14 protein-coding genes are annotated in these 13894 nt (G+C 51.3%); 1 reads left to right on the plus strand and 13 read right to left on the minus strand.

The window, feature by feature from the left end:
- Nucleotides 1-57: 57 nt before the first annotated feature.
- The 7 genes from EVJ24_RS05665 to EVJ24_RS05695 all read right to left on the minus strand — a co-directional run bounded on the left by EVJ24_RS05665 (nt 58) and on the right by EVJ24_RS05695 (nt 6836).
- Nucleotides 58-1326 (minus strand): Glu/Leu/Phe/Val family dehydrogenase, encoded by a 1269-nt coding sequence (locus tag EVJ24_RS05665; protein ID WP_070327444.1) that lies wholly within the window; start codon nt 1324-1326, stop codon nt 58-60.
- Between the two features lie 147 nt (nt 1327-1473).
- Entirely contained in the window at nt 1474-2391 is a 918-nt protein-coding gene (locus EVJ24_RS05670; RefSeq protein WP_131440206.1) for a D-alanine--D-alanine ligase, read from the minus strand.
- A gap of 96 nt (nt 2392-2487) precedes the next feature.
- The gene (locus tag EVJ24_RS05675; RefSeq protein WP_131440208.1) at nt 2488-3069 is read right to left on the minus strand and encodes an adaptor protein MecA; all 582 of its coding nucleotides are present in this window, start codon (nt 3067-3069) and stop codon (nt 2488-2490) included.
- Nucleotides 3070-3129: 60 nt separating this feature from the next.
- The gene (locus tag EVJ24_RS05680; protein ID WP_071399644.1) at nt 3130-3987 is read right to left on the minus strand and encodes a MerR family transcriptional regulator; all 858 of its coding nucleotides are present in this window, start codon (nt 3985-3987) and stop codon (nt 3130-3132) included.
- Between the two features lie 170 nt (nt 3988-4157).
- Nucleotides 4158-4361, minus strand: a complete 204-nt coding sequence (locus EVJ24_RS05685) for a hypothetical protein (RefSeq protein WP_070327448.1) — start codon at nt 4359-4361, stop codon at nt 4158-4160.
- Between the two features lie 41 nt (nt 4362-4402).
- Complete coding sequence (locus EVJ24_RS05690; protein ID WP_131440210.1) at nt 4403-5830, minus strand: RecQ family ATP-dependent DNA helicase; 1428 nt, start codon at nt 5828-5830, stop codon at nt 4403-4405.
- Nucleotides 5814-6836 (minus strand): helix-turn-helix domain-containing protein, encoded by a 1023-nt coding sequence (locus EVJ24_RS05695; protein WP_070327450.1) that lies wholly within the window; start codon nt 6834-6836, stop codon nt 5814-5816. The genes EVJ24_RS05690 and EVJ24_RS05695 overlap by 17 nt, the downstream gene beginning before the upstream one ends.
- A gap of 144 nt (nt 6837-6980) precedes the next feature.
- On the opposite strand from EVJ24_RS05695, the gene EVJ24_RS05700 reads away from it, so the two are divergent.
- The gene (locus tag EVJ24_RS05700) at nt 6981-7229 is read left to right on the plus strand and encodes a ferredoxin (protein WP_016510114.1); all 249 of its coding nucleotides are present in this window, start codon (nt 6981-6983) and stop codon (nt 7227-7229) included.
- Between the two features lie 38 nt (nt 7230-7267).
- On the opposite strand, the gene EVJ24_RS05705 is transcribed toward EVJ24_RS05700, so the two are convergent.
- The 6 genes from EVJ24_RS05705 to EVJ24_RS05730 all read right to left on the minus strand — a co-directional run bounded on the left by EVJ24_RS05705 (nt 7268) and on the right by EVJ24_RS05730 (nt 13702).
- Nucleotides 7268-8077, minus strand: coding sequence for a thermonuclease family protein (locus EVJ24_RS05705; RefSeq protein ID WP_131440212.1), 810 nt, complete (start codon nt 8075-8077; stop codon nt 7268-7270).
- Between the two features lie 83 nt (nt 8078-8160).
- On the minus strand, nt 8161-9120 hold the full coding sequence (locus EVJ24_RS05710; protein WP_071399634.1) for an ABC transporter permease: 960 nt from the start codon (nt 9118-9120) through the stop codon (nt 8161-8163).
- Entirely contained in the window at nt 9117-10181 is a 1065-nt protein-coding gene (locus EVJ24_RS05715) for an ABC transporter permease (RefSeq protein WP_131440214.1), read from the minus strand. Before EVJ24_RS05715 ends, EVJ24_RS05710 begins: the two co-directional genes overlap by 4 nt.
- Nucleotides 10178-11704: an ABC transporter ATP-binding protein gene (locus EVJ24_RS05720; protein ID WP_131440216.1), complete on the minus strand. Its 1527-nt coding sequence runs from the start codon at nt 11702-11704 to the stop codon at nt 10178-10180. Before EVJ24_RS05720 ends, EVJ24_RS05715 begins: the two co-directional genes overlap by 4 nt.
- A 61-nt stretch (nt 11705-11765) precedes the next feature.
- Nucleotides 11766-12851, minus strand: coding sequence for a BMP family lipoprotein (locus EVJ24_RS05725; protein ID WP_131440429.1), 1086 nt, complete (start codon nt 12849-12851; stop codon nt 11766-11768).
- A 131-nt stretch (nt 12852-12982) separates the two neighbouring features.
- Complete coding sequence (locus tag EVJ24_RS05730) at nt 12983-13702, minus strand: GntR family transcriptional regulator (protein WP_016510124.1); 720 nt, start codon at nt 13700-13702, stop codon at nt 12983-12985.
- Between the last annotated feature and the right edge of the window lie 192 nt (nt 13703-13894).

A 13894-nucleotide genomic window follows, 5' to 3' on the forward strand; every position in this document is an offset into this window, starting at 1 on the left:
GGAAGGACCCAACTGCGGGTCCTTCCTCATTTTGCGATGTTCATCGGCAAAGCGCAATCACACCCAGCCCCGGAAGCGCGAGGCCTCCGCCATTTTGCGGACACCGACCATATAGGCAGCGAGACGCATATCGACTTTCCGGGCTGATGACGTGTTGTATACCGTATTGAACGAATGGACGAGCACTTTTTCAAGCTTCGTTTCGACTTCTTCTTCCGTCCAGTAATAACCTTGATTGTTTTGGACCCATTCGAAGTAAGAGACTGTCACGCCACCGCTTGAAGCGAGGACGTCAGGGACGAGCAAGATGCCGCGCTCTGTCAAAATACGCGTCGCTTCGTTCGTCGTCGGTCCGTTCGCCGCCTCGACGATGATCGACGCTTTGATGTTATCGGCGTTATCTTCAGTGATTTGGTTCTCGATCGCGGCCGGGACTAAAATGTCACAGTCGAGTTCGAGCATCTCTTTGTTCGAAATCGTATTTTTGAACAGTGTCGAGATCGTCCCGAACGAGTCGCGTCGATCGAGCAAGTATGGGATGTCGAGTCCGTTCTCATCATAGATCGCGCCATACGCGTCACTGACAGCGATGACTTTCGCTCCCACGTCGTGCATGAACTTCGATAAGAAGCTGCCGGCGTTACCAAATCCTTGGACGACGACGCGCGCACCTTTCAACTCGATCCCCCGGCGAAGCGACGCCTCCCGGATCATGATGGCGACACCTTTTGCCGTCGCCGTCTCGCGACCGTGTGAACCACCGAGTACGAGCGGCTTACCGGTGATGAAGCCCGGTGAGTTGAATTCATCGATACGGCTGTACTCATCCATCATCCATGCCATGATCTGTGAGTTGGTAAACACGTCAGGCGCCGGGATATCCTTGGTCGGACCTACGATTTGGCTGATTGCCCGGACGTAGCCGCGGCTCAACCGTTCGATTTCACGGAAACTCATCTCACGCGGATCGCAAACGATGCCCCCTTTACCGCCACCGTAAGGAAGGTCGACGATACCGGCCTTCAGGCTCATCCATATCGACAGCGCCTTGACTTCTACTTCCGTCACGCTCGGGTGGAAGCGAATCCCACCTTTCGTCGGGCCGACAGCATCGTTATGTTGCGCCCGATAGCCAGTGAAGATCTTCGTCGAACCGTCGTCCATGCGGACAGGGATACGCACGGTCAACATCCGAAGCGGCTCTTTCAACAGCTCGTACATCTCTTCTGGATAACCGAGTTTCTCGAGCGCCTCGTGGACAACTTCCTGTGTCGATTCAAGGATGTTTTTTCTTTTTTGATGACCTTTTTCTTGATCCGTAATCATGAAGGTTTCCTCCCCTAAATTGTCAATTCTCCCCCAAGAATCAACCTCGTATTCGTTTAAAAGTATAGCCGATAAGCAAGCATTTTGAAAGGGTTTTACAAAAATAATGAAAGCGTTTTCTAAAAAGCAGAGAAGGGGAATCCCTTCTTATTTTTCTAAGGCGAGCGCGATGAAACGCTCTAGCAATTCACCGTAAGAAATACCGGCGACGTTCGCACTGTCCGGGAACAAACTGAGCGGCGTCATCCCTGGGAGCGTGTTCGTCTCGAGGATATAGGCCAATCCTTGCTCCGACACTAAGAAGTCAGAACGTGAATAGCCGCTGCAGCCGAGGGCACGGTGCGCCTCAATCGCGGCCGCTTGCACTTCTTTCGTCAACGCCTCCGGCAACTCCGCCGGACAGACGTGAATCGACCCGCCTTCCGAATACTTAGACTCGTAGTCATAAAATTCATTTTTCGGGATGATCTCGATGACCGGGAGGGCGTGCTCGTTCCCACGGTTTCCGAGCACCGGAACGGTCAGCTCACGACCTTTGATGTACTGTTCGACCAACACGGCCGTATCACATTGGAACGCCTTGGCGATGCCCGCGCGTAGCATCGACTCGTCGGTCGCGATCGTCAACCCGTTCGAAGAGCCTTCTTGCGCCGGTTTGACGACACAAGGAAACTCGCCGCCCCATTCGGCCACTTTCAAATCGAGGTCATCACCTGCTTGGACGAGGACGTCACGGGCGACACGAATACCTGAAGCGGCGAAAATGATTTTCGCGCGCGCCTTGTCCATCGCGAGAGCCGAAGCCAAGACGCCCGACCCTGTATAAGGGAGCTGCGCCATCTCGAGGAGCGACTGGACGCGACCGTCTTCTCCATACTTGCCGTGCAGGGCACTGACGACGACGTCTGCTTGAAGCGTCAATAACTCTTCCGCCCGATCCGGGTGAAAATCGATTGCCACGACTTCATGACCCCGTGTCTCTAACGCTTCGATCATACCTTTACCACTCGTAAGCGACACTTCACGCTCACCCGATACTCCACCATATAAAACAGCGACTTTCATCATATCTCTCCTTCAGCTAACTTCTCAAAAATTCAAGTTTTATCATACCATGTGTCAGCTGAAAACAATAGAAACAGAATAGTAAAAAAGCCGTACTTACGCGAACGTATCGTACAGCTGTTTCACTGCTTGTTCAGTTTGGATGGTCTTCCCGTACTCCATCATGAGATACGGGCTGACGGTCGTCGTCTTGCCATATTCAGACAGGATGGCGGCGAGCCGTTCTTCGACTTGCGGTTTGAGAACTTCTACAAAATGTAAGTAGTAGCGGCCGTCATAATGATAGAGTGCCCCACCTTGGTCGGTATCTTGCATATGCGGAAACGCACAAATCGACGCATTGATCACGTCTTCAATATCGTCAAACTGATAAATCAAATGGTGGATCACATCGATCGTCAAGCGAATTTCGACTTGTTCTTGATCCGACTCCGCGACGACCGTATCGACTTTTTGAACATCGATGACGAGTCCATCGCGTGGAAACATCGTCACATTCAAGTCGACAGCACCTTGCGGCATGAACCCATATTCGGCCTCGGCCGTTTCAAGCAATTCCCGCCATAGTTCTTGACCGCTCTCTCCGACAATCGTATCGATGGCGATCCCTCGAATCGATAAGTCGCTCGCAGTCAAGTATACCCTCAAATGTTCTTTTGTCTGTTTTTCAAATCTCAAACGAAAACCTCCAAAGAAAAATCATTCTACTTAATAAGCTACTCCCGTTTTGTCGACCTGTCAAATGGTTGACAACCACTCGTTCCAAGCTTCGGGCGTATCTCCTAGAAACGCCCCTTCAAATTGCGACGCTTGTTGACTGACGGCGTATCCACCCGCTCCGATGACGAGGTCTGGGTGCTCCGCTTGAATGTAACGCATCGCTTCTTGAAGATTGGCAATGTGCTCCGTCAACGTACATGAAAAGATTAAACATTTCGCGTCGATATCATGGAGCGCTATGCTCAAATCCTCTTTCGGGAACCCCGCTCCGAGGAAAATGACGTCAAAACCGTATTGTCTTAAATAGAGCGTCACGAACAAAAGGCCGATTTCATGCATCTCACCCGGGGCGCAGACGCAAATGATCCGGGGCAAAAATGGATTCATCGGCATTTGAAGAGACAACGTCGACAAGCGGGCTCGGAAAAAGGACGTCGCAAAGTGTTCGTGCGCGATCGTGACCTTCCCATTTTCCCAGCGTGTGCCGATATCCATCAGCAACGGGCTAATGATATCTTTCGTCACTTTTTCAAAACTGAACGTGTTGAAGGCACGGTTCATCAAATCGTGCGCTTTCCGTTCATCAAATTTGAGCAGCGCGTCCATTAATCCATCCTTCAATTCTTCATCGTAGAGACGAGCAGGCTTCGGCTTCGGCGCCTCGTGAAGTTGCTGAATCGCTTGCGAGACGGTCAACCCTTCCCGTTGTTTTTCAACGACCCATTTGATTTTTTCGACGTCTTGGTCGGAATACAACCGGTGACCCGAATCGGTCCGACTCGGCTCGATAAACTGATAACGACGCTCCCAAGCCCGAATCGTCGTCGGGTTCACACCGGTCAGTGACGCGACTGTCTTGATGGAGTACTTCGGCATAGCAGCCCTCCTCTCCTACAGGTTCTTCTTTTTAAGTATAGACCCATCATTTCAGCTTTACCTGTTTTATTGTGCAAATTTGTGAGAAACAGGTGTGACTTTTCCAATTCAAGTAAACATCGCGAGGATGTTGAAACAAAATAAAAAAATACGGCGTCTCCACCGTATCATCAGAAAAATAATGTATGACGTCCTATATATAAAAATGCGAGGATAATCGCAAACATCGTCAAAGTCAGCATCATAGCCAGCGGTCGTTTCAACCAATTATCATTCAATTTTTCTTTCCGCTCGTGCTCTTGCCGTTCCGACCGAGACGGCAACGTGTCCACGACTTTTTCACGAAGAGAATCTGCTTGGTTTCGATGTCGCAACGTGTGCCCTCCTTTACCTTTTTTATCATTTTACTATGATATCAATCAAAGGAAAAGATGCGTGCCAACCGATGTTTCCAATCTGTCACATTTTTAGACACAACTTGAACCGACGGCGGGAATGAAATCTCACCACAGACGTCACAGCAATCGGCTTGTTTGACTGGTTGCTCTGAAAAGTAATTCAGCAAGTAATCACGCCGGCACTTCTTGATGAGCGCGTAGTCGATCATTTGACCGAGCTGGCGGTACCGGGCCCGCTTTCTCTCTTTTACCCAATCGACCGCATCGGCAAGCGTACGTTCAGCGAGCATTTGGTTTAGCAAGCCCCATACCGGGTCTTCCTCGTTCATTTTCAACAGCCGCGGTAATTGCGACAAGCTCGTGCCGTTGTCCCGTTCTAAATAAGCTATGCGGATGTCTTTATCTTTCGGGTACTGTTGATCGATTAAAAACTGTTGGATCCGTTCATCCCCTTCGGCATACAGTAAGACGGCAAACGCTGGTTCGCCGTCCCGGCCGGCCCGACCAATCTCTTGCATATACGCCTCGAGCGTCGCCGGCAGTTGGAAATGGATGACAGAGCGCACGTTATCTTTGTTGACGCCCATCCCGAACGCACTCGTACATACCATGATCGCGACTTCATCGCGTAAAAATTGTGATTGAACGAGGCGCCGGTCTTCGGTCGACATCCCACCGTGATAAAACAAGGCGTCATCGAGTTGAAGTGCGAGCGCTTCAGCTTCCCGTCGTGTCGCCGTATAGATGACGGCCGGTGTCGGCACTTCTCGAACGAGTTCGATCAGTCGCGGCATCTTTCGTTCCGTCTCGAGCCGTTCGACGATAAGACGGATCTCAGGTCGATTGGCCGAATGGACGAACTGGGACGGCGAGAATAAAGCTAATTTTTCAATAATGTCCCGTTTCACGTTTTCCGGGGCCGTCGCCGTGACGGCCATGCATTGCGGGCTTCCGAGTTGTTTACGGAGCTCCCCGAGCCGTGCGTATTCCGGCCTGAACTCGTGACCCCATTGCGAGATACAGTGCGCTTCATCGATGACGAGCATTTGAATCGGAGTCCTTGCGAGCGCCCGGGTCACGTGCGGCACGGCAAGCTGTTCGGGAGATAGGTATAAGAACCGATAGCGCTTCAAATGATTCAGTATGTCTTGTTTCTCTTCTAACGTCTCCATCGACGTCAGCCTTGCCACGCCACGCTCGCCGCGCTCCCGGATATGGAGCATTTGGTCTTCGATCAACGACAAGAGCGGCGAGACGATAATCGTCAAGCCTTCGTTCTTTAAATACGACGGGAGTTGGAACGTCAATGATTTCCCGGCACCCGTCGGCATGATCGCCAACACGTCCTGCCCTTCGGCGACCGCTTCGATGACGTCACGTTGTCCGGGACGAAACGTCTCGTGACCGAACACACGCTTCAACGTTTTTTCATACAAATGTCTCACCTCGTTTCAATCTCGCGAACACTAACCGAATTTGGAAGTAACTGAGATTGTCGGTTTTCTCGAAGATCGGCTTTAGCGCCCAGCTGTCTTCTTCCCGTAACCGTTCGACTTCGGCAATCGCGTCGGCTGGCACGAATTGATCGAGCGGGAAGTCGTCCAAATACATCGCCATCTCGACGACGTGGTCTTCGATCGTGCTCGTGCGCAGACGCCTGATCGATTGTACTTGCGCGAACGTGCGACCGGCCGAAAACAAATCGAACGATTCACGCGCCGATAACGTCATCCGCTCATCAGACAATCCGTGGGCAAACCCTAGTATTTTGGCGTCTCGCGGCACAGTCCGTAACAGCGCGTTCCATCCGGCCAAGAAATAAAGCCGTGCCGTCCGAGCATCGACGTCAAGGAGCGTCGCGATCTGTTCATACGTGTATCCCGTCTCGAACGCACCGGTGAAACGATAGACGACTGCCGTCGCATATGGATCACCGACCGTTTCAAGCGCTGTTTCGAGTTCTTGATGAAACGAGGCGATCAGTTCTTTCCACTCTCGTTCCGTTCGCACGATTTGCTTGACCCACCGCTCGGCCATCCGATCGGCTTGGACCGGATAAAACGTGCGCTCGTGTTCGAGTGACATGAACGTCTGGATAAATAAACTGAGACGTTTCCATGTCATCGTCGTATAGTCCCGGTACTCACCACCGAGCCGGTCAAACAACTGGCTGACCGCGTCCGGACTAGCGAGCATACTTCCGGCTTCGGTTAACGTGAACGTCGCCCGATTGAGCCAGCCTCTTTTCTCAAACGAGACTAACAGCTTCTCATAATCATATTTCGTATAAGGGAACAGTCCGAAAATCGGTTCAAGGTCATAAAAAAAAGCATCTTGGAGCGTCGTCGCCGAACGTTTTCCGTTTAAAACGTGAAACAGGCTGCGTTCGCTGCGCTCCCCTTTTAAGCGTTGAATCGATAGGAGCAACACTCCGTCGGCTAAATGAACCATCCTTCCACCCTCTCTCATTATCACTATCCTTCCAAAACGTTATTCGTTTCCTCATTGAAATATTAGGGTATGTAGACTACAATTACTCATAGTCAGTAGAAAGTCATTTCTATGCAGAGAGACGAAACGTATGGAGGGTTACAAATGGCAAAATTTACTATCGTTGACAAAGATACATGTATCGCATGTGGTGCTTGTGGAGCTGCTGCTCCCGACATCTTCGACTATGATGACGAAGGTCTCGCCTTCAACTTGATGGACGACAACACAGGGACAGTCGAAGTACCTGACGAACTGTCGGAAGATTTGATGGACGCGTTCGAAGGATGTCCGACCGACTCAATCAAAGTCGCTGACGAATCGTTCGATGGCGACGCACTCAAATACGAATAAGAGAGACGTGTGTGTCAACTTGACACACATGTCTTTTTTTAACGGGCCGCTCTTCTAAACCCTGCCGCCTCGGCCTCTCCTTCCGTACAGAACATTTCCTCCGGGTTCGTGCGTTCATAGCTCGCACCGCCTGGCACGTGATAAATTTTCTCACCTTCCCGATTAATGTTCCCTTTAATGTCACACGCTTCGCTCGGCTCCGATCGAGGTTTCGCCGGTCGCGCCGCTTCATGGTCGAAACCGTTGCCGGTCACGTAGTCCTCGATGCTCCAAATGCCGAGCAGCTCGCGCCGGGCTGCGCGTTCGACATCGCGGAACGCATCGACGTGCTGGGTGTTCGGGGCGTAAACGTATGCGACACGTGCGAGACCGCGACGCAGCAGCTCTTCATTGAGCATCGCGTCATCATACCATACGTAAGCGAGCGTCCGCTGATAGCGGTCGTACCGCCCGACGTCGTACTCGAGGACGATCGTCTCACCTTCCGGTAACCAACGCGCGACGAACGCCTTCGCGTCCTCACCGAACGGTTGGACCGGCAACGTCGGATGACTCGTCTCAGGCGTGTCGACGAGCAGGAGTCGAATCGACTCGGTCGCACCGCTCTCAAACTCGACTTTAAGCGTATCGCCATCGATGACGCGATCTAACGTGACCGTCTCCGTCTTGCCAATCGGCGCTCGGACTTTTGTCCCGACGTCCGCTGCCGGGTAATCCGACTCGAGTTCGACGAGTGATTCCGGCGGCTCGATTTGCTCGGCGAACCAATCATCGACCGAGCAACCGGCTAACGAGACGCTCAGCACGAGAACGAGCAGTAGTTGCCACCATTGTTTCAATTGTCTCACCTCTACACCAGTATAACAAAAAAGGTTGTTTGACTTAAGCGTCAAACAACCTTGGCAAAACGAGACATATGTCCTTTCCCTCGTCAGCGCTTCCCTTTAATATACGGGATACCAACTGATTTCGGAGCGTCCGCTCGTCCGACGACACCTGCTAGGGCGAGGATCGTCAACGCGTACGGCGCGATCAAGAGCAATACTTGCGGTACGTTATTGATGACCGGCAAGTTACTGCCGATGATCGACAGCGCTTGGGCGAACCCGAAGAATAGACCAGCGCCTAGGGCACCGAGCGGGTTCCATTTCCCGAAGATCATCGCAGCAATGGCGAGGAAGCCTTGTCCGACGATCGTCGTCCCACTGAAGTTGGTCGTAACCGTGACGGCATAGACCGCACCAGCCAAACCACCGAACGCACCTGAGAGCATGACACCCATGAAGCGCATTTTCGTGACGTTGATTCCCATCGTGTCCGCCGCCATCGGATGTTCACCGACTGAACGAAGGCGAAGACCGAACGGCGTCTTGAAGATGACGAACCAGACGACGAACGCGAGGATGATCGCGATGAACGACGTGTATTGGACGTTGATAAAGAACATGCGGAGCACCGGGATGTCCGACAGAATCGGCACGTTCTCTTTGGCGATCCGATATTCGATGAAATCGGTCTGTCCTTTATTGTAAAGAACCCGAACGACGAAGATGGCGAGCCCGACGGCGAGCATGTTGATTGCGACACCGAGAACGGTTTGGTCAGCCCGCCAGAGGATGGCAGGAACGGCCAAGAACAGCGAGAACAGCGCGCCGACAACCATGGCGATCAACAGTGAGAGCCACGGGCTGAGGCCGCCAAATCCCATATCGGTCAATGTGAGCGTGACGATGATCCCCGTCGCCGCACCGATGACCATGATACCTTCTAGAGCGATGTTGACGACACCCGAACGTTCACTGAAAATACCACCGAGCGCCGCGATGATGAGTGGAGTCGCATAGGCTAACGCAACCGGAACGACGATGTAGAGTACTTCTAAGAAGCTCATTTTTTCTCCACTCCTTTCTTACGGTTTCCTTTAAGTTTTTCAATCACATAGTTAAAGGCATATCCTGACGCCACGAAGATGACGATGGCGGCAATGATGACTTTGACGAGCTCAGACGGGATGTTGGCCCCGAGTTGCATCGCAAGTCCGCCGATGTTGAGACCGGCGAACAAGATGGCTGCCAGGAAGACACCGACCGCCGTGTTCGCACCGAGCAGGGCGACAGCGATCCCGTCGAATCCGACGCCGGTGAACGACGCGCTGAGCGTCATTCCGTTGAACGTCCCGAGACCTTCCATCGCACCGGCAAGTCCGGCGAACATTCCAGAGATGACGAACGAGAGAATGATGTTCCGGTTAACGCTCATCCCCGCGTACTGCGAGGCGTGTTTGTTAAATCCGACGGCACGAAGCTCATACCCGAGCGTCGTCCGTTGTAAGATGTAGTAATAGACGATCGCTGCGAGCACGGCGATGAGAATACCCCAGTGCAGACGCGAGAACGTCGTCAATTCTTGTAGCAACGGTGAGGCGAGCGAGGCCGAGTCTTTAATATCGTCGGTCCGTTCGTTCGTCACACCGATGACGCTACGCAAGATCGCGTTCGTCGTGTAGAGGGCGATATAGTTCATCATGATTGACGTGATAACTTCATGGACGTGGAACTTGGCTTTCAAGAAACCAGGTACGAACGCCCATAGCGCTGCCGCGAACATGGCCGCGAGAAGCGCGAGCGGCAAGTGAATGAACATCGGCAAGTCAAAATTGATCCCGACATAAACCGCTGCCACCCACCCGATCAAGACTTGACCTTCGACCCCGATATTGAACAGTCCGGTCCGGAACGCGAACGCGACGGCCAAACCTGAGAAAATGAGCGGTGCTGCCGCACGGAGCGTCTCACCGATCGCATACGGGCTGCCGACCATGCCGCTGAAAAGTGATGAGAACCCTTGGACCGGGTTGTAACCACCGATGAGCATGACGATTGCACCGACGAGTAGTCCCATCAAGATCGACAAAAGCGGGATGAGAAGTCGATTATATGCTAGCTTGTTCATACTGTTTCTTCCCCTCTCTTACCGCCGGCCATCAAGAAGCCAAGCTCTTGCTCGGTCGTTTCTTTCGGATCGCGAATCCCGACGATCTTTCCTTCGTATAAAACGGCGATCCGGTCGGAGACGTGAAGGATTTCTTCAAGCTCGAACGAGATGAGCAGGACAGCGCGTCCTTTCTCCCGTTCTTTAATGAGTTGCTCGTGAATGAATTCGATGGCTCCGACATCGAGCCCCCGCGTCGGTTGCGCGGCGATCAACAAGTCTGGTGACCGGTCGACTTCCCGGGCGATGATCGCTTTCTGTTGGTTACCGCCAGATAGAGCACGGGCTGGCACGTCGATCGACGGAGTTCGGACGTCAAACTTCTCAATTAACGCTTTTGCTTTATCAGCGACGGCTTTATAGTTCATCAAACCACGCTTTGAGAACGGCTCTTTATAGTACGTTTGGAGCACCATATTGTCACGAATCGAGTAGTCGAGGACGAGTCCGTGCTTGTGACGGTCTTGTGGGATGTGCCCGACACCGGACTCTGTCACTTTACGCGGCGTGAAGCCGGTCACGTCTTTCCCGTTCAATAAGATTTTACCTGCTTCAGGCTTTTTCAGACCTGAAAGCGCTTCAATTAATTCGGTCTGACCGTTCCCGTCAATCCCGGCGATACCGAGAATCTCTCCAGAGCGAATTTGTAAATCCAAGCCCTCGACGACTTTCAGTCCGCGGCTGTCTTTGACGACGAGCTGTTGAACGTCGAGCACGACTTGCTGTGGATCTGCCTTGGAATATTCCGCATCAAAGTTTACCTCACGCCCGACCATCATCTCGGCTAAGCTATCTTCATTCACGGTCTCGTCGACTTCGACGGTACCGATATAGCGTCCGCGACGAATGACCGTACAACGATCGGCGACTTGCATGATTTCTTTTAATTTATGCGTGATCAAGATGATCGATTTGCCTTCTTCAATGAGACGCTTCATGATTTGAATGAGTTCTTGGATTTCTTGCGGCGTCAAAACAGCGGTCGGCTCATCAAAAATCAAAATTTCAGCCCCGCGGTAAAGCGTTTTTAAAATTTCGACACGTTGTTGCATCCCGACCGAAATATCCTCGATTTTGGCATCAGGATCGATGCGAAGACCGTATTGTTCCGAAATGTCCATTACTTTTTTACGAGCCGTCGCCCGGTCGACCGTCAATCCACTTCTCGGTTCAGACCCGAGAATGATGTTCTCGGTCACCGTGAACTTCTCGACGAGCATGAAGTGTTGGTGTACCATACCGATTCCGAGATCATTGGCGATGTTCGGATTTTCAATATTCACTTTCTCCCCGCGCACTCGAATCTCTCCACCTTCTGGCTGGTAGAGACCGAACAAGACGTTCATTAGCGTTGATTTCCCGGCACCGTTCTCGCCGAGCAGCGCATGAATCTCGCCTTTGCGAAGTTGGAGGGTGATGTTGTCGTTGGCTACGAACGTTCCGAACTCTTTGCGAATATTGAGCATTTCAATTACATATTCCAAGAAAGTCCACCCCTAACTTTAAGTAAAGGGAGACCGCATGGGTCCCCCCTAACTTAATGAATTATTTTACTGTTTTCATGAACTCTTCGAACTCAGCGTCAGTCGCTGGAGCCGTGATGTCGCCGTCGATCAACTGCGTGCGGTATTCCTCAACTTTTGTGAGGACGTCAGCTGCAACGTTTTCGCTTGATGTTTCAGCGATACCTACACCATCATCTTTCAATGAGAACTCAACGATTTCGCCTGCTGGGAATTTATCTTCCATTGCGAGTTTCGATACTTCGTAAGTTGCCGTATCAACACGTTTGACCATTGAAGTAAGCGTTACGTTTTCAGGAAGTCCTTCTTCGTACTGGTCACGGTCAACGCCGATGACCCATACGTCTTCGCCGTTCTTCTTACGGTTTTTCGCTTCTGTGAAGACACCGACACCCGTTCCGCCTGCTGCGTGATAGATGATGTCAGAGCCTGCTCCATACATACCTGAAGAGATCGCCGTTCCTTTTTCAGCTGAGTTGAAGTCTTCAGCGTACTTGACGTCAATTGTCGCGTCTGGGTTGACGGCCATGACGCCCGCTTTATATCCATTTTCGAACTTTTTGATCAAGTCTGACTCGACGCCGCCGATGAAACCGACTTTGTCTGTTTTCGTTGTGAGACCTGCGACGACACCGACGAGGAACGAACCTTCTTGTTCTTTAAACGTGATCGATGCGACGTTCGGTGCGTCCACGACCATATCGACGAGCGCGAAGTTGTTGTCTGGGAACTGCTCGGCAACTTTCTGGATATCTTCACCCATCAAGAAACCGATACCGTAGATCAAGTTGAAGTTATCGCGCGCCAATTGTTGCAAGTTTGGCTGATAGTCCGCTTGTTTCGAAGATTGAAGATATTTGTAGCCTTCATTTTCAGTCAAGTTGTTGTCTTCCCCGAACTTTTTAAGACCTTCCCAAGCTGATTGGTTGAACGATTTGTCGTCAACGCCGCCAGTATCGGTTACCATCGCGACTTTGAAATCGCTAGCTTCTCCGCCTTCGCCGTTTGAAGAAGTACCCTCGTTTTCATCCCCACCGCAAGCTGCGAGTACTGTTGAGAGCGTGAGACCTGCTGCTAAAGCTGAAAGAATCGTTTTTTTCTTGTTCATCATCGTCGTGTTTCCCCTTTCGGATCATAACAATTAAGGTTGTCATGTCATCAGTCGTCTTTACACCGGTATAAGAAAGCGCTTTCACGCCATTACCCAAAAATAACCATTTCCGCCTTACAAGAACTTGCTTAGACGCGTTTACGAACGACGTGGAAGTCGAAGCGGTCCGCTCGGAAAAAGTTTGCCGAATCGAGCAACGGTAAATCACTCTCATCGTAATGCAGTTGTTTTAAAGCGAGTAACGGTTGGTCCGTTTGAAGTTGAGTCGAGATCTCTGAACTCACACTCGGTTCGATGTGCGTGATCGCATATGCGACCCGACGTCCTACCTCTTTTTCAAGCGCATCGAATAACGACTTCCCTTCTGTCAACGCTTCAGGATTAGAGACGAGATGGGCTGGAATTTTATCCACACAGTAAACGACCGGTGTTTCATCTGCATAACGAATCCGGACAATCCGATAAATCGGTGAGTTCGGTTCAATTTTCAGACGCTCGGCTTCTCTCTCTGTCGCTAACACTTTTTCGGCCACCAATACTTTTGTTCCTGGTGTCATCTTGGCGCGCATGATCATGTCCGTGACACTGAACAGTTCCTCGATCCCAGAAGTGAATGGGGGTTTTGAACTGATGAATGTCCCGACACCATGTTTCCGCACAACAAATTTCTCGTCTTCGAGAATGCGAAGCGCTTCTCGGAGCGTCGCTCGACTGACTCCTAGTTGCTTCGACAACTCGAATTCTGAAGGAAGTTTCTCTCCTTCACGATAGACACCATCGTCGATATCCTGCTTGATTTTCTCAATCACGCGAAGATAGAGCAAGCGATGATCGAGCTTGATCGACATGGGCCTCACCACCTTTACCTATTTCTTACCAGTGCTCAGACATCTGACGTATGAATGTCCTTGCCAATTCTAAGTATAGGGATTCCGCAAAAAGAACGCAATACTTTTTTGTTCGGAATCAAGGAAATGTTTTAAAGCCAAGGGATTATGTATACCACTTAGTCTATATTACCTGTTCTACGAGTGTTTGAA

Source organism: Exiguobacterium sp. SH1S21 (genome assembly GCF_004337175.1).
Classification (GTDB): domain Bacteria; phylum Bacillota; class Bacilli; order Exiguobacteriales; family Exiguobacteriaceae; genus Exiguobacterium; species Exiguobacterium aurantiacum_A.

Coding starts and splice junctions, on each gene's coding strand:
- EVJ24_RS05665 (WP_070327444.1), bottom strand. CDS start 1,326: ATGATTACGGATCAAGAAAAAGGTCATCAAAAAAGAAAAAACATCCTT.
- EVJ24_RS05670 (WP_131440206.1), bottom strand. CDS start 2,391: ATGAAAGTCGCTGTTTTATATGGTGGAGTATCGGGTGAGCGTGAAGTG.
- EVJ24_RS05680 (WP_071399644.1), bottom strand. CDS start 3,987: ATGCCGAAGTACTCCATCAAGACAGTCGCGTCACTGACCGGTGTGAAC.
- EVJ24_RS05695 (WP_070327450.1), bottom strand. CDS start 6,836: ATGGTTCATTTAGCCGACGGAGTGTTGCTCCTATCGATTCAACGCTTA.
- EVJ24_RS05700 (WP_016510114.1), top strand. CDS start 6,981: ATGGCAAAATTTACTATCGTTGACAAAGATACATGTATCGCATGTGGT.
- EVJ24_RS05710 (WP_071399634.1), bottom strand. CDS start 9,120: ATGAGCTTCTTAGAAGTACTCTACATCGTCGTTCCGGTTGCGTTAGCC.
- EVJ24_RS05715 (WP_131440214.1), bottom strand. CDS start 10,181: ATGAACAAGCTAGCATATAATCGACTTCTCATCCCGCTTTTGTCGATC.
- EVJ24_RS05725 (WP_131440429.1), bottom strand. CDS start 12,851: ATGAACAAGAAAAAAACGATTCTTTCAGCTTTAGCAGCAGGTCTCACG.
- EVJ24_RS05730 (WP_016510124.1), bottom strand. CDS start 13,702: ATGTCGATCAAGCTCGATCATCGCTTGCTCTATCTTCGCGTGATTGAG.